This is a genomic window from Cryobacterium sp. AP23, assembly GCF_054075385.1.
This window is the reverse complement of record NZ_CM133415.1, coordinates 1,047,159-1,060,799: the sequence shown is the minus strand read 5'-3', so window position 1 is coordinate 1,060,799 and position 13,641 is coordinate 1,047,159. Positions and strand designations below refer to the sequence as shown.

Below are 13,641 nucleotides of genomic sequence, written 5' to 3'. Positions count from 1 at the left end.
ATCAGGTGAACGGCTGTGAGCGGCTTCTACCCAGCCGGATGCTGTCGGTCGTGATCTCGACGTCGATGAGGGTGACCCGCTCATCAGGGGTGTTGTTGGGAGCATGGAAGACCAGGCAGGTTCGCCCGGTCGACGTGTGCAGAATCATCCCGTGTCCGCCGTTCCCGGACCACAGCGGCTCAGCCTGCTGAGTCCAGGGGCCGGTGATACTGCCGCTCTGGGACCTGGCGATGCCGAGGGTGTAGCCGGTCTTTCCGTGGCTGGACCACAGCATCAGGAGGGAACCGTCAAGTGACCGGATCAGGAAGGGCCCGTCGGTGAACCGCGGGTCCGTGGCCAGGTTCAGTTCCTTCGGGGGTTCGACGCCGTCCGGAAACCGTAATGGCACACTCCAGCTCGCCGTCGATGCGGTGAAGAGAATGCTGGAGCGGCCGATCGGCTTCTTCAGGTCGGGGGAGAGCCGGAGGGCGTACATCTCGCCGTCCGAGATTCCGGCTTCGCCGCCGAAGATCCCTTCGGCGCCTCGACTGTAGACGATCCAGGGATCGCCGTCAGGTTCGATGAACAGGGTTCCGTCGACGCAGGGCTGCTCACTCGGGGTGACGGGGCCGGCGCTCCACGGTTCGAATGGACCGGTTGCGGATTCCGAGACCAGCACCGCAACCCCTCGGGGTCGAGTATGCGCTGAGCTCGCGAAGGTCGCGAGCATGAAGAACCGGCCCTGGTGGGCATGCACTTCGGGCGCCCAGAACTGGGTGTCCGACCAGAATCCGACGGGCGGCCGGAAGGCGACCTTCGGACCAATCCAGGTTTCGAGATCTTCGCTGGTATAGCAGTCGAAGCCGGTGGCAGGCCCACCCCACGGGTCCTCGTCTGTGGTTCCGAACAGCACGAATGCTCCGGGGGTTGATTCGAGGATGAAGGGGTCGCGCATCCGGATCTCGGAGAGTGGCTTGCCCGCCGGGCTCGGGCTCGCGGCCGAACTCGACAGGTGGATGATGGGGTCTTTCGACGTTTTCACTGGCGGCCTTCTGTCGTTTCAGGGAAGACGGCGGCGCTGCACTCGGCGACGTCGCCGGGAGCTCACGCCCCCGTCGAACTCTGCGGCAGGGCCGGGTACGCACCAACAGGTATCTCATTGAATGGCAGGCCGCCCCGGCTGCGGTGCCTCAGCTCACCGGCCTCGACTCGGCGAGGGTGGCGCCACCTGACAGCCAGAGTGTCGGCGGGACTTCCCGCACCAGGACGCGGATGCTGGGTGCCGGCGCGCCCCACTCTTCGACGGCGTCGTGGACCCGTCGCATCAGGTCGCGCAGCTGTTCCTCTGTGCGGCCTTCGGCCAGCGTGATGTCGATGATGGGCATGGTGCCTCCTAACGTGGGCGGTCAGGTTAATCTTGCAGTGCGAGCGGCGCACTGCACGACTCACTCCTGATCGAACACATAGAAGTCGAAACGTACAGAGTCGTCGACCTGTTTTCCGGACAGGCTCTGACAGAGCCTGTCTCCGAGAGCGCAACTCCGGTTGACTCAAGGTGTGCCCCGCGCTGTGCCGGGCGCGCAACTCGCGCGTGTGCGCGCGGACGGCTCTGAACTCGAGCAACTCACCTTCGATGAACGGGTCAATTGGTTTCCCCACGTCGCACCGGCCGGAGACGTGGCTGTCTACCTCAGCTTCCCACCGGGCACGACGGGTCACCCCGCGGACCGACCGGTTGAACTCCGCCTCGTGTCGGTGAACGCGTGGCAGGCGCCCACCACGTTGGCCGGCTTCAACGGCGGCCAGGGCACAATCAACGTCCCGAGCTGGGCTCCCGACGGTTCGGCATTCGCCTTCGTCGACTACCCACTGGCTCCTCAGACGCCCGCCCCGTAATGTCAGTGACTACACCGTTGGGTGAATCGAGAAGGAGCAACTGTCATGGCAAACCACACCTACAGAGTGATCGAAATCGTCGGCACCTCACCGGACGGCACTGATGAGGCAATTCGCAACGGAATCGAACGGGCATCGGAGACGATCCGGAGAATTGACTGGTTCGAAGTCCTGGGAACTCGCGGTGACATCGAAGACGGAAAGGTGGCGCATTTCCAGGTCACCCTGAAGGTTGGATTCCGGCTCGAGGACCCCAGCGACTGATCACCCCCCCCCAGCGACGAGAGACGGGTCAGGCGGTGGCCACCACCAGGTCGGGCTGCGGGTTCCGCACCAGCACTACGCGCATGAGCACCGCGGCCAGGAGACTGAGCGCGCCGATCACGGCGAGCGCGAAACCCAGCCCGCCGAGCGCCGCGGTGAAGGCCAGCACGGCCAGCGGTGTGACGAACTGGCCGAAGAACAACGCTGAGGTCCAAAGTCCGGTGCCCCGTCCGCGCTGCTCGTAGCTCAGCCGGGTGATCGCCCAGGTGAGGAGCGTGGGCAGCAGGATGCCCGTGCCGAAGCCGCTGATGACGGCGCCCACGATGGCAATGGGCACGGTGGGGGCGAATCCGACGGTGAGGATGCCGACACCGGCCAGGATGAACGCCAGGGGCAGGAGCACCCGCACGCCCCGCTTCGCGATCCAGCGGAACAGGAACGCGCCGATCGCCGTGGCCAGCGAAGCGAGCGCGGTGGCGATGCCGATGACGGCGGTTTCCGTGGTGCCGAGTTCATCGAGCACGTACGGCAGCTCGACGATCAGCGTGTAGAACACGACGCCGCCGAAGAGCGTGACACCGCAGGGGAGGAAGAGGGTGCGCCAGGCGATCGGCTCGAGCTTGGCCGCCGTCTTCTCCGCGCCATCGTTCTCCTGGCGAACGGGCCAGATCGCGAAGAGCATCAGCACCGCCACGACGATGCTGACCGAGTAGAGCCAGAACGGCGTGCGCCATCCTGCCGCGCCGAGCGCACCGCCGACGGCGAAGAACACCGTGGCCGCCAGGGCCGTGACCAGCGCCTGCAGACCCAGGTAGCGGTTGCGTTTTGTTGCCGCTGAAGTAGTCCGCGATCAGGGTAGTGCAGCAGGTCATGATGAACGCCTCGGTGATGCCCACGCCCACCCGACTGAGCACGATGGTCGGCAGCGTGTCCAGCCAGAGAGGCATGGTTCCCAGGATCGCGTACGCGACCAGCGCCCAGATCAGCACTCGTTTGCGGCCGACCTTGTCGACGATGGCGCCGGCGAAGGGGGCGAGGATCGCGATCATCAGGGCCGGGATGGTGAGGATGAGCGGTACCAGCGCGGCGGCGCCGGGGGAGTCGGCGAACTCCTCACTGAGGATCGGAAGGATCGGTGCGAGCAACACGGCGCCGAGCACCGGGAGGCAGCTTCCGATCAGGAGGAGGGTGCCCTGGAGTTTTCCGGCCGGGCGACCGGTCTTGGGGTTGATGGCCGATTCATGTGCCGCGGAAGCACGGGGACGCTGGTCCAGCTTGTCGTTCGTCATTGAACACCTTCCAGGAAATTCTGCCTGCCGGCACGGGCCGCAGGTGGGCAGAGGCGGCTGCATTGCCGCGCTGGAAGTCACTCTGGCGATCGTCGGGGTAATGCGGAAGGTGCATGTGCTTATGCTGCGTATCCGGCAGGCAAATAGCCGTGACGCGTTGGCCTGAATCTAGGTAGTGAGCGTCTCCGCCGTGAGCCGTCTCCCGGCCTCCGCGAAGAGGTCGCGCATCCACATGTGTTCCGGATCGCGTTGATGCACCGGATGCCACCACAGTGCGTTGGTCAATGGCGTCGCCTCGAACGGGCAGTCCAGGACGCGTATCCGAGGATCTCGCAGCGCAAACGGGGCCAGGTGCGCTTGCAGCAGCCCGAGCCTCTTGGTGCCGGCGATGAACTCGGGCAGCGCCAGGAACCCTTCGACCACGCAGGCGATCTTCGGTTCCATTCCCAACTGCTGCATCTGGCGACCCGCCGACGTGAACGCCGACCGGGATTGGTAGGTGAACACCCACGGGAACTTCTCCACGTCGGCCTGACTGAGGCTCTCACCGATCTCGTCATTGTCCGCGGACGCGATGACGACCCAGCCGTCGGTGGCAACGTCCACGAAGGGCAGATCGGTCAGGAAGCCGTGCGGCAGGAGGATGGCATCCGTTGACCGCAGATAGCTGGCGGCGTCCTCGACGATCAGGGGGGTGTGGTGCATGAAGCGGAACCGGACGTTCGGTGCTCGTTCCGCCGCCAGATCCGCGACGAGGTGCCCGATGGTGGCGAAGCCGTAGTCCGAACCATAGATGGTGAACTCCCTCGTCGAGTCGACCGGATCCCAGGCCGCCTCGCTCGCGAACACGCGCCGAGCCGCATCCAACGCTATGCCGGTGTGCTCGGCCAACCGGATCGCCAGCGGCGTGAGGTCATAGGTGTTGCCGTGCCTGCTGAGGATCTGGTCGCCGAAGTGGACGCGCAGTCGAGCGAGTGAGGCGCTCAGGGCGGGTTGGCTGAGCCGCAGGCTCTCGGCCGCGCGGGTGACGCTGCGTTCCGTCAGCAGTGCGTCCAGCGAGACCAGGAGGTTCAGGTCCAGGCGCGAGAGCTGGTTTCGGCCGGATGGTTCGGGCGCCGAGGGTATAGATGTCGTCGATGACATGAGCAGACCTTATAACCAATACCGACGGCTTGGCTAGCCCACCGGGGTATCACTCAACCTGATGGGCCGGATAGCCAAGTCGCCGTTCCCTGATGCCCGAGAGTCACCGAGAGTGGTCACGGGTCGCCTGACCCGCTCGCTTTGAAAGGGTCAATGATGATCAAGTTGCTTTCCCATCTGTCGTTCGTAGCGGTGACAACCCCCGACGTCGAGGCGTCGGTGGAGTTCTACAAGAACAATGTCGGCCTCACCGAGGTCGGCCGCTCAGACGGCCGGGTCTACCTCCGTTGCTGGGGCGATTACTACAGCTACAGCGTCGTGATCGTTCCGGGTGACGAGCCGTCGCTTGAGACGATGGCCTGGCGCACGTCGAGCGCCGAGGCCCTCGAGGAAGCGGCCACACGCCTCGAGGCGGCCGGCGTCGACGTCGAGTGGTTCGACGGGCACAAGATCGGGCGCGCGCTGCGCTTTGTCGGGCCGTGGGGACACAGCATGACCCTGCACTGGGACGTCGTGCGGCACCGTGCCGAGCCGGGCGACGCGTCGATCTACCCGGACCGCCCGGAGAAACGCAGCCTGGTGGCCGGCGCCCCCCGTCAGCTCGACCACGTGACCGTGGCCACCAGCGACGTCGACGCCTTCGCGGCCTGGTACAACGAGGTTCTCGGCTTCCGCGTCATGGCGAAGACCGTCCTCGACGAGGCGCCGATCTCGGTCTTCTCCGTACTCACCACCAACGAGAAGTCGCACGACCTCGGCGTGGTCCTCGACGGCTCGACCCGCGCCGGGCGCATCAACCACTACGCCTTCTGGGTCGACACCCGGGAGGAACTGCTCATCGCGGCGGACGTGCTCCTCGAGCGGGGTATCCCGATCGAATACGGCCCCTCGATCCACGGCATCGGGGAGCAGAACTTCCTCTACTACCGCGAGCCGTCGAGCCTGCGCATCGAGCTGAACACCGGCGGCTACCGCAACTACGTGCCCGACTGGGAGCCCAACACCTGGAAGCCCTCACTGGGCTCGAACAACATGTACCGCAACGGCGCCATGCCGATGTCGATGACCGAGTCCTTCCCGGCCGCCGACGGACCCTCCGCGACCGAGGAAGGCGTGCCGGACGAGATCAAGGATGCCCTCCTGAACCCCTACAAGAAGCAGGGCCAGGGCTAGAGCCTGGCCTCGTTCGTTCGTCCCACCCTTTTGCGCACTCACTGGAGAACCCCATGACACCGACGTCAACCGGGCTGACCGCCCCCTACGCTCTCGCCCGATTCCGCAACGGCGGTGACATCCAGCTCGGCCTCGTCACGACCGATCGCATCCGTGCGATCGGCCGTGACGAGCTCGGAGCCGCCGACCTCAACGCGTTCCTCGCGAACCCCGACTGGGACAGGCTGGCGTCGCTGGCCACGGCAGATGGACCGTGGCGTCCGCTGTCGGAAGTGACCCTCACCGCGCCGGTCGAACCACGCCAGGTGCTGCAGGCCGGTGCGAATTACCGCCAGCACGTCATCGAGCTGGTGGCCGCCGGCCTCACCCAGAACACCGACCGCACCCCGGACGAAGCCCGGGAGTTCGCGGCGAAGATGATGGACAAACGCGCCGCGACCGGTGAGCCGTACTTCTTCATCGGGATGCCGGCGTGCGTCGTCGGTGATGACGTGGCTCTCGACCTGCCCGCCTACAGCGAGGTGCATGACTGGGAACTCGAACTGGCGGTCGTCATCGGCCGGGAAGCCTTCCGGGTCGGCCGCGAGGATGCTCTCGACCACGTTGCCGGTTACACGATCGTCAACGACATCACCACCAGGGACCTCGTCTTCCGCAAGGACATGAAAGAGATCGGCACCGACTGGTACCGGGCCAAGAACGCTCCCGGCTTCCTCCCCGCCGGACCGTTCCTCGTGCCCGCTCCGTTCGTCGACCCCACCGGTCTGACCGTTCGGCTCGAGCTCAATGGGCAGGTGATGCAGGACGGCTCAACATCCGACCTGCTCTTCGACGTCGCTGCCCTCATTTCGGCCGCCTCGCAGACCATGCCGCTGCTCCCCGGCGACATCCTGCTGACCGGGAGCCCCGCCGGCAACGGGCAGCACTGGAAGAGATTCCTGCGGGACGGCGACGTGATGACGGGATCGATCACCGGGCTCGGCGCGCAGGTCGTGCGCTGCGTGGGCGCGGGGGAGTAGCCGTGCCCGCTGAGGACCCGCGCGACCTGGACCGGACCGACCCCGAGGGGGAGATCTCCGCGCGCAGCCAGGCCCATCGGAACTGGGGACGCTGGGGGGACGCGGATGTGCTGGGCACCCTCAACTTCATCGACCCCGCCAAGCGGGTGGAGGCTGCCCGGCTCGTGCGGGACGGCCGCGTCATCTCGCTGGCGCAGGCCTTCGACACGAACGGACCGCAGAAGGGGTGGCGCCGACGCACGAATCCGGTGCACACCATGACCGACACGGGCACGGATGCCGAACGCGGCAACCAGGGATTCCCGCACGGCATCGGCGGCGCCGATGACGTCATCGCCATGCCCCTGCAGTGTTCGACCCAGTGGGACGGCCTCGGGCACATCTTCGACCACGGGTTGGCCTGGAACGGCCGTCGCGCCGGCGATGTCGTGACCAGCGAGGGTGACCTCGTCACCGGCATCGAACACACCAGGGCCGTCATCGTCTCGCGCGGCGTCCTGCTGGACGTCGGGCGACACCTCGCGCCGGAGACGGGCGAACTCGACGACGGCTACGCGATCACGACGGCCGACCTTGAACAGTGCATCGCCGCGCAGGGCGACACCGCACGGGTCGGGCGCGGCGACATCGTGCTCGTACGCACCGGCCACTACGCGCGCACCCGCCGGGAAGGCTGGGGGGACTACGCCGGCGGTGCCGCGCCCGGCCTCTCGCTGACGACTGCCGGCTGGCTGCACCGCACCGAGATCGCCGCCATCGCCACCGACACCTGGGGCTTCGAGGTGCGGCCCAACGAATTCGACGTTCCGGCGTTCCAGCCGCTGCACCAGGTCGTCATCCCCAACATGGGGCTCACCATCGGCGAGATGTGGAATCTCGACGAACTCGCCGACGCCTGCGCTGACTCCGCGCGATGGGATTTCCTGCTCTCCGCCCCGCCGCTTCCCATCACCGGGGCGGTCGGATCCCCGATCAACCCCGTCGCCATCCTCTAGGCCCCGCTTCACAGACCCGATGTCCGCTTCACAGACCCGCTTTCCGCTTCACAGAACAGAGAGGTTCTGCCATGACAGCAGTCACCAGAGTCGCCATCGCCGGCGCAGGCGTCGTCGGACTCGCCACCGCCATCCAACTCGCCAAAGCCGGCGTCGCCGTCGACGTCTTCGAGTCCAAGCCGGAGCTCAGCACCGTCGGCTCAGGCATCTCCCTGCAGGGGAACGCCCTGCGGGTGATCGATGCCCTCGGAGCGTGGGAGGACATCCGGGCCGCCGGATATCCCTTCGAAGGGTTGAACCTCCGCGCGCCCGGTCCTGGGGCGCCCGTGGTCGCGCAACTGCCGGACGTCAAGACCGGGGGACCGGACTACCCGGCCGCCATGGGGATGCCCCGCCCCGATCTCACCCGCATCCTGCTGGAACACGCCCTACGCGCCGGCGCCGCCGTGCACTTCGGGACGAAGGTGACAGCGCTCGAGACGAGCGCCGGCGACAGCGTCGACGTCTACGTCGACGGCGAGTCCGCCGGAACCTATGACCTCGTCGTCGGAGCCGACGGCGTCCACTCCGCGGTGCGAGCGCTCGTGGGCATCGAGGCGAGACCCGAACCGACCGGCATGGGCATCTGGCGCTCTTTCGTCTCCCGCCCCGCGGAGGTACAGCGCAGCGAGCTGTACTACGGCGGTCCGGTCTACATCGCCGGCTACACACCGACGGGCGAGAACACCATGTATGCCTTCCTCGTTGAAGCCGCCCAGGACCGCGCCGGGGTCTCCGATGAGGAGGCGACCCGGATCATGCTGGAGGAATCCCGCGCCTACGAAGGCCCGTGGAACGACATCCGCGCCGATCTGGCCGGCGGCGCGCACGCCAACTACACCTGGTTCACCCGGCACCTCGTCGAGGGCCCCTGGAACCGGGGGCGCGTGGTCATCATCGGCGACGCCGCGCACAGTTGCCCGCCGACGATCGCGCAGGGGGCGGCGCAGGGACTCGAGGACGCGTACGTGCTCACCGGGTTGCTCCTCGCCGCGGGGAGCGTGGACGACGCGCTGTGGCAGGAATTCCATGCCCGGCGCCTGCCCCGGGTGCGGGCCGTCGTGGAAGCCTCCGTGCAGCTGGGCCAGTGGCAGCTCGACGGCGACCGTGATGCCGACGCCGGCGGCCTGATCTTCGGCATCGCGCAGAAGATGGCGGTGCCCGCATGAGCACCGACGTGCACGCCCACCTCCTGCTGCCCGCCCTGCACGCCGAGGTCGAGCGGCGGGCACCCGAACTCGTGGCGGAGGCGGCCGCGCTCGAACTCCGCCGCAACGGGCGGGCGAGCCTGGCCGCATCCGGCGCGATGATCGGCGCCCGCATCCCCAGGCTCACCGAGGTGAACGCGAGACTCGCCGCCATGGACGAGCAGGGCATCGACCGCCAGTGGGTGAGCGTGTCGCCCAACCACTTCTACCCGTGGGCGCCGGAGGGCCTGGCGGTCTGGGTCGCGATGGAGACCAACCGCCTGGTCGCGGAGCACGTAGCCCAGGCTCCCGACCGCCTGGTCGGACTCGGAGTCGTGCCGCTTCAGCATCCGAGCCGGATCGTCGAGTACCTCGACGACGCCGTTCTCGGGCGCGGGCTCGCCGGGGTCGAGATCTCGTCCTTCGCCGGTGACGTGGAACTCTCGGATGCGCGCCTCGAGCCGTTCTGGACCCGTGCGGAGGAGCTCGGCTGCATCGTCTTCCTGCACCCCTTCGGCTGCTCCCTCGACGAGCGGCTCGACCGGTTCTACCTCTCGAACACGGTCGGTCAGCCCACCGAGAACGCCGTGGCCGTGTCCCACCTCATCTTTGCCGGGGTGCTCGACCGGCACCCGGCGCTGAAGATCGTCGTCGCCCACGGCGGCGGGTACCTTCCCTTTGCCATCGGGCGTTCGGATCGCGCCTGGCGGGTGCGACCGGAGGCACACGGATGCGAGCACGCCCCGTCGACGTATCTGCGCAGACTCTGGTTCGACACCGTTGTGCACGACCCCGCCATGGTGCGCAGCCTCGTTGAGAGCGCTGGCGCGGACAGGGTGTTGTTGGGCAGTGACTTCCCGTTCGATATGGGCAGCGACGACCCGGTCGCGCTGGTGCGTGAGGCGGGCCTGCCCGCGGATGTCGAGCGCCGTGTTCTCGGAGACAGCGCGGATGCCCTCGTCGGCAGCCGGGTGCACGCATGAGGATCGCACGCTGGCTACACGGCGCCGAGTCCATCGAGGGGTTCGTCGTGGAGGGCCGCGTGGTGCCGTTTCCCGACGGTGTGCGGGTCGCCGACGTGCTCGCGGGCGGCCTGGCCGCGGCTCACGAGCTCTTCTCCCGGCGAGACGACACCGCGGGGGTGGCGTTGGCTGATGTGACCCTGCTGGCGCCGCTTCTTCCCGCCGCCATTCGCGACTTCGTGGCCTTCGAGGAGCATGTCGAGGGCATCAGCGCGTCCGTCGACGGAGCGAGCCAGGTGGTGCCGGAGTGGTACGACGCGCCCACGTTCTACTTCACGAATCCGCACACCGTCATCGCGACGGGTGACGTGCTGCTGCCGCCGGAGACGGAGAGGCTCGACTTCGAGCTGGAGGTCGCGGCCGTCATCGGTGGCGTGGCCGGATCCGACGGCGCCAACCTGTCTGCTGAGGCCGCGGCACCGCACATCTTCGGCTACACGATCATGAACGACTGGTCCGCACGCGACATCCAGTCACGGGAGATGAAGGTGCGCCTCGGCCCGGCCAAGGGCAAGGACTTCGGCCTGACCCTGGGCCCGTGGATTGTGACCAGCGACGAGCTGGACGAGTTCGTGCAGGACGGCTTCCTCGCGGTGCGCGCCGAGGTCTTCGTGAACGGGGTCCTGCTCGGTGCCGACCTGGTCTCCAACATGGGGTGGCCGTTCGCCGAGCTCGTCGCCTATGCCTCGCGCAACTCCCGGGTCGTGCCCGGCGATGTGCTGGGATCGGGCACCGTCGGCAACGGGGGATGCCTCGGTGAGCTGTGGGGCCGCAACGGGGAGCTCACGCCCGCCCCGCTGCAGGCCGGCGATGAGGTGCGCATGGTCGTCGAGGGCCTCGGGGAGATCGTCAATGTCGTGGGTGACGCGGTGCCCGCCCCGCCGATCGCGCCGGCCCGCGAGCGATCCCGCGCGCGACGGCGCTGAAGGACTCTGATGGGCCCGATCGAAACGGAGGATGCAGATGGATAAAACGATGTCAGACGCCACGCAGGCCGTCTCCGACATCCCCGGTGGGGCGTTGATCGCCGTCGGCGGCTTCGGTCTCTCCGGGGTGCCGGTCACCCTGATCCGTGCGCTGCTGGCGCAGGGAACGAGCGACCTCGAGGTCGTCTCCAACAACTGCGGCGTGGACGGCTGGGGTCTCGGTGAACTCCTGGCAGCGGGGCGCATCCGCCGCGTGATTGCCAGCTACATCGGGGAGAACAAGGAGTTCGCCCGCCAGTACCTGGCGGGTGAACTCGAACTGGAACTCACCCCGCAGGGAACCCTGGCCGAGCGGTTGCGCGCCGGGGGCGTCGGCATCCCGGCCTTCTACACCGCCACCGGTGCCGGAACCGCGGTGTCCGAGGGCGGCATGCCGCTCCGCTACGACGATTCCGGCGGCGTCCTCGTCTCCAGCGAGCCGAAGGAACTGCGGCCGTTCAGCGACTCCGGCGGACCCAGGGAGTATGTTCTGGAGCACGCCATCCGTGCCGATTTCGCGCTGGTGCGAGCCGCTGTCGGCGACCGCCACGGCAACCTGCGCTTCGAGAAATCCGCCCGCAACTTCAACCCGCTGGCCGCGATGTCGGCCCGCGTCACGATCGCGGAGGTGGACCGGCTGGTCGAGCCCGGTGAACTCGATCCCGACGACGTGCACCTGCCGGGAATCTACGTGGACCGGGTCGTCGTACTCTCCCCGGCAGAGTCCCACGAGCTGCCCATCGAGAAAACCACCGTGCGCCAACGGTCGACGCCGAACGAGGAGCCGGAGCATGGGTAGAACCCGCGAGGAAATGGCCGCCAGGGCGGCAGCCGAACTGGTCGACGGGTCCTACGTCAACCTCGGTATCGGCCTGCCGACCCTCATCCCCAATCACCTGCCCGACGGCATCGAGGTCGTGCTGCACTCCGAGAACGGCATCCTCGGTGTGGGCCCGTACCCCTGGGCCGGCGAGGAGGACCCGAAGCTCATCAACGCGGGCAAGGAAACGGTCACCGTCCTGCCCGGTGCAGCGTACTTCGACTCCGCCGTGAGCTTCGGCATGATCCGTGGCGGACGGGTGACGCACGCCATCCTCGGCGCCATGCAGGTATCTGCCGGCGGGGACATCGCCAACTGGGCGGTCCCCGGAAAGATGGTCAAGGGGATGGGCGGGGCGATGGACCTGGTCAACGGCGCCGAGCACGTCCTGGTCGTCATGGAGCACGTCGCCAAGGACGGTTCCCCCAAGATCGTCCAGCAGTGCACGCTCCCGCTGACCGGGCGCGGCTGCGTCAACCGGATCATCACCGACCTCGCCGTCATCGACGTCACCCCTGCGGGCCTGGTGCTTCGCGAGGTGGCACCGGGAGTCACCGTCGGCGACGTCGTCACCGCGACCGGGGCAGCGCTCGCCATCGACCCCGCCCTGGCGAGCACTGCCCCAACCCAAGGAGCATCCGCATGAGCGTTGTCATCGTGGGCTACGCCCGTACCCCGTTCGTGAAGTTCAACGGGCAGTTCGCCACCGTCCCGGCCACAACGCTCGGTGCCGCCGCCATCCGCGCGGCCCTCAGCCGCGCCGGGATCTCCCCGGCCGACGTCGACCAGGTCTGTGCGGGACAGGTGCTGCAGGGCGGTGCCGGCCAGAACCCCGCACGGCAATCGGCCGTGGGCGCCGGTATCCCGCTCGGAGTGCCGGCGATCACGCTCAACGCGGTGTGCCTGTCGGGAACCGAAGCCGTCGTCTCCGCCGTGCGGCTGATCAACGCGGGTGAGGCGGAGATCGTCGTGGCCGTCGGGCAGGAATCCATGACCCTCGCACCGCACGCGTGGACGGGCTCGCGAGCCGGGATGCGTTACGGCGCCATCGAACTCATCGACACGTTGGACCACGATGGGCTCACCGACGCGTTCGAGAACCGCTCGATGGGGGCCTCGACCGAAGAACGCAACAACGCACTCGGCCTGACCCGGGAGGACCAGGACGCCTGGGCCGCGGGGTCCCACCAGCGCCTCGCCGCGTCGCTGACCTACCTCGCCGGGGAAGTCGTGCCCGTCAATGTGCCCGGACGGCGCGGACCGATCGTGGTGTCCGAAGACGACGGCCTGCGCGACGACACCACCACCGAAACCCTCGGCGGCCTGCGTGCGGCCTTCGGCCCCTCCGGATCGATCACGGCCGGCAACTCCTCGCAGATCACCGACGGGGCCGCCGCCGTGGTGCTCATGAGCGAAGCCGCCGCGGTGGCCAGAGGCCTCCCAGCGATCGCCCGGGTGCTCGCGCACGCCTTCGTTGCGGGCCCGGACGTGTCCTTGCACGCCCAGCCCGCGAATGCGATCAGGGCGGCGTTGGCCACAGCCTCGCGGGAGGTGTCCGAGCTCGCGGCCGTGGAAATCAATGAGGCCTTCGCCGCCGTGTCGGTGCACTCCACCCGTGAGTTGGGGATTGACCCCGGGATCGTCAATGCGCACGGCGGCGCCATCGCACTCGGGCACCCCATCGGCGCGTCCGGAACTCGCATCGTCGGGCACCTCGCGCGCCGCCTCGCCGACTCCGGTCCGGGATCGCTCGGTGCTGCGGGCATCTGCGGCGGCGGCGGGCAGGGTTCAGCCGTGATCCTGGAAGCACTCTGATGGCCGCGGTTCGGGCGAAATTCGACGTCGAGGAT

15 protein-coding genes and 1 pseudogene are annotated in these 13,641 nt (G+C 68.0%); 11 read left to right on the top strand and 5 right to left on the bottom strand.

What is annotated here, in order from left to right; translation table 11 throughout:
* Position 1: 1 nt before the first annotated feature.
* Together ACU5E9_RS04975 and ACU5E9_RS04970 are read right to left on the bottom strand one after the other, a co-directional pair.
* Positions 2 to 1,021: a glycoside hydrolase family 43 protein gene (locus tag ACU5E9_RS04975; protein ID WP_456812512.1), complete on the bottom strand. Its 1,020-nt coding sequence runs from the start codon at positions 1,019 to 1,021 to the stop codon at positions 2 to 4.
* Positions 1,022 to 1,169: 148 nt separating this feature from the next.
* Positions 1,170 to 1,364, bottom strand: a complete 195-nt coding sequence (locus tag ACU5E9_RS04970; protein WP_456812511.1) for a tautomerase family protein — start codon at positions 1,362 to 1,364, stop codon at positions 1,170 to 1,172.
* 172 nt (positions 1,365 to 1,536) lie between these two features.
* On the opposite strand from ACU5E9_RS04970, the gene ACU5E9_RS04965 reads away from it, so the two are divergent.
* Complete coding sequence (locus tag ACU5E9_RS04965; protein WP_456812510.1) at positions 1,537 to 1,875, top strand: TolB family protein; 339 nt, start codon at positions 1,537 to 1,539, stop codon at positions 1,873 to 1,875.
* A 45-nt stretch (positions 1,876 to 1,920) separates the two neighbouring features.
* Complete coding sequence (locus ACU5E9_RS04960) at positions 1,921 to 2,139, top strand: dodecin (RefSeq protein ID WP_456812509.1); 219 nt, start codon at positions 1,921 to 1,923, stop codon at positions 2,137 to 2,139.
* Between the two features lie 28 nt (positions 2,140 to 2,167).
* Here ACU5E9_RS04960 and ACU5E9_RS04955 read toward each other — a convergent pair whose 3' ends face one another.
* From ACU5E9_RS04955 to ACU5E9_RS04945, 3 genes and pseudogenes are all read right to left on the bottom strand, one after another.
* Complete coding sequence (locus ACU5E9_RS04955; protein WP_456812508.1) at positions 2,168 to 2,911, bottom strand: MFS transporter; 744 nt, start codon at positions 2,909 to 2,911, stop codon at positions 2,168 to 2,170.
* Positions 2,912 to 3,026: 115 nt separating this feature from the next.
* Positions 3,027 to 3,428 (bottom strand): annotated as a pseudogene (locus tag ACU5E9_RS04950) (MFS transporter); the annotation flags it as partial.
* Between the two features lie 168 nt (positions 3,429 to 3,596).
* Positions 3,597 to 4,571 carry a LysR family transcriptional regulator gene (locus tag ACU5E9_RS04945; protein ID WP_456812507.1) on the bottom strand — a complete coding sequence of 325 codons (975 nt, stop codon included), beginning with the start codon at positions 4,569 to 4,571 and terminating at the stop codon, positions 3,597 to 3,599.
* 156 nt (positions 4,572 to 4,727) lie between these two features.
* On the opposite strand from ACU5E9_RS04945, the gene ACU5E9_RS04940 reads away from it, so the two are divergent.
* The 9 genes from ACU5E9_RS04940 to ACU5E9_RS04900 all read left to right on the top strand — a co-directional run bounded on the left by ACU5E9_RS04940 (position 4,728) and on the right by ACU5E9_RS04900 (position 13,606).
* On the top strand, positions 4,728 to 5,744 hold the full coding sequence (locus tag ACU5E9_RS04940; protein WP_456812506.1) for a VOC family protein: 1,017 nt from the start codon (positions 4,728 to 4,730) through the stop codon (positions 5,742 to 5,744).
* A gap of 53 nt (positions 5,745 to 5,797) precedes the next feature.
* A complete protein-coding gene (locus ACU5E9_RS04935; RefSeq protein WP_456812505.1) occupies positions 5,798 to 6,763 on the top strand; it encodes a fumarylacetoacetate hydrolase family protein in 966 nt (321 codons plus the stop codon).
* 2 nt (positions 6,764 to 6,765) lie between these two features.
* Complete coding sequence (locus ACU5E9_RS04930; RefSeq protein ID WP_456812504.1) at positions 6,766 to 7,758, top strand: cyclase family protein; 993 nt, start codon at positions 6,766 to 6,768, stop codon at positions 7,756 to 7,758.
* A 71-nt stretch (positions 7,759 to 7,829) separates the two neighbouring features.
* On the top strand, positions 7,830 to 8,966 hold the full coding sequence (locus ACU5E9_RS04925; RefSeq protein ID WP_456812503.1) for an FAD-dependent monooxygenase: 1,137 nt from the start codon (positions 7,830 to 7,832) through the stop codon (positions 8,964 to 8,966).
* Positions 8,963 to 9,967, top strand: a complete 1,005-nt coding sequence (locus ACU5E9_RS04920; RefSeq protein WP_456812502.1) for an amidohydrolase family protein — start codon at positions 8,963 to 8,965, stop codon at positions 9,965 to 9,967. The genes ACU5E9_RS04925 and ACU5E9_RS04920 overlap by 4 nt, the downstream gene beginning before the upstream one ends.
* Positions 9,964 to 10,932, top strand: a complete 969-nt coding sequence (locus ACU5E9_RS04915) for a fumarylacetoacetate hydrolase family protein (protein ID WP_456812501.1) — start codon at positions 9,964 to 9,966, stop codon at positions 10,930 to 10,932. The genes ACU5E9_RS04920 and ACU5E9_RS04915 overlap by 4 nt, the downstream gene beginning before the upstream one ends.
* Before the next feature lie 37 nt (positions 10,933 to 10,969).
* Positions 10,970 to 11,770 (top strand): CoA transferase subunit A, encoded by an 801-nt coding sequence (locus ACU5E9_RS04910; RefSeq protein ID WP_456812500.1) that lies wholly within the window; start codon positions 10,970 to 10,972, stop codon positions 11,768 to 11,770.
* The gene (locus tag ACU5E9_RS04905; RefSeq protein ID WP_456812499.1) at positions 11,763 to 12,437 is read left to right on the top strand and encodes a 3-oxoacid CoA-transferase subunit B; all 675 of its coding nucleotides are present in this window, start codon (positions 11,763 to 11,765) and stop codon (positions 12,435 to 12,437) included. Before ACU5E9_RS04910 ends, ACU5E9_RS04905 begins: the two co-directional genes overlap by 8 nt.
* Positions 12,434 to 13,606, top strand: a complete 1,173-nt coding sequence (locus tag ACU5E9_RS04900; RefSeq protein ID WP_456812498.1) for an acetyl-CoA C-acyltransferase — start codon at positions 12,434 to 12,436, stop codon at positions 13,604 to 13,606. Before ACU5E9_RS04905 ends, ACU5E9_RS04900 begins: the two co-directional genes overlap by 4 nt.
* Positions 13,607 to 13,641: the final 35 nt, after the last annotated feature.

Coding starts and splice junctions, on each gene's coding strand:
- ACU5E9_RS04970 (WP_456812511.1), bottom strand. CDS start 1,364: ATGCCCATCATCGACATCACGCTGGCCGAAGGCCGCACAGAGGAACAG.
- ACU5E9_RS04960 (WP_456812509.1), top strand. CDS start 1,921: ATGGCAAACCACACCTACAGAGTGATCGAAATCGTCGGCACCTCACCG.
- ACU5E9_RS04945 (WP_456812507.1), bottom strand. CDS start 4,571: ATGTCATCGACGACATCTATACCCTCGGCGCCCGAACCATCCGGCCGA.
- ACU5E9_RS04940 (WP_456812506.1), top strand. CDS start 4,728: ATGATCAAGTTGCTTTCCCATCTGTCGTTCGTAGCGGTGACAACCCCC.
- ACU5E9_RS04935 (WP_456812505.1), top strand. CDS start 5,798: ATGACACCGACGTCAACCGGGCTGACCGCCCCCTACGCTCTCGCCCGA.
- ACU5E9_RS04925 (WP_456812503.1), top strand. CDS start 7,830: ATGACAGCAGTCACCAGAGTCGCCATCGCCGGCGCAGGCGTCGTCGGA.
- ACU5E9_RS04920 (WP_456812502.1), top strand. CDS start 8,963: ATGAGCACCGACGTGCACGCCCACCTCCTGCTGCCCGCCCTGCACGCC.
- ACU5E9_RS04915 (WP_456812501.1), top strand. CDS start 9,964: ATGAGGATCGCACGCTGGCTACACGGCGCCGAGTCCATCGAGGGGTTC.
- ACU5E9_RS04910 (WP_456812500.1), top strand. CDS start 10,970: ATGGATAAAACGATGTCAGACGCCACGCAGGCCGTCTCCGACATCCCC.
- ACU5E9_RS04905 (WP_456812499.1), top strand. CDS start 11,763: ATGGGTAGAACCCGCGAGGAAATGGCCGCCAGGGCGGCAGCCGAACTG.
- ACU5E9_RS04900 (WP_456812498.1), top strand. CDS start 12,434: ATGAGCGTTGTCATCGTGGGCTACGCCCGTACCCCGTTCGTGAAGTTC.